At 48.1% G+C, this 618-nt stretch carries 1 pseudogene; it reads left to right on the top strand.

The features are described from left to right. Positions 1 to 483, top strand: a pseudogene (vopQ, locus tag R7044_RS26380) (type III secretion system effector VopQ); the annotation flags it as partial. Positions 484 to 618: the final 135 nt, after the last annotated feature.

The raw sequence follows: 618 nt of genomic DNA, 5'->3' as shown, positions 1-618 counted from the left end.
TTTAGCATGCAGGAGCCGGCGGCAGTTCGTGCACTGATGGCGTATCTTGGCCCTAAAGAAGATACATCAATGAGCTCACCTCAAGCGCCAAAAGAAGCGCAAGAGATGGAAGCCGCACGTTTAACACTCAAGCAAATGCTTGGCTCAAGCCCGAATGAACACCTCGTTCCAGATGTCGATTCACTGCTTAAACTGAGCGATGAAGACATGCCAAGTCAGACGGAATCTACGGCGAACGGTGCATTTAAAAAGCTGTTAAGTGAAGATTGGGATTGGCTGATGCCTGCTGTCCGAGCAATGGATAAAGGTGAAGCGAGCAAAATCAACGAGAAGTTGACGTACAAGCTGCCTTTGGACGCCGCAAACGGACGTGTGTATCTCGATAAGAGCCCGAACCTAAGTGACACACAGCTTGATGCATTAGATAAACTCGGCTCACCAAGCCAGTTACGACTAATGTACTTAGCCGAAGGCTGGATTTAAAAGAAAAGGGAGCATTCGCTCCCTTTTTGCTTATTGCATCGACGCTTACAGTGCCATGTTTAACGTGAACTTATTGATTGGGGGTGAGATGGTCAAACGCGGCTAACATTTCGTCTGTAGATAACTGGTCTCCCG

Source organism: Vibrio sp. 1402 (genome assembly GCF_033340275.1).
The sequence above is the reverse complement of the archived record's forward strand: the minus strand, read 5'-3'. Positions and strand labels throughout refer to the sequence as shown.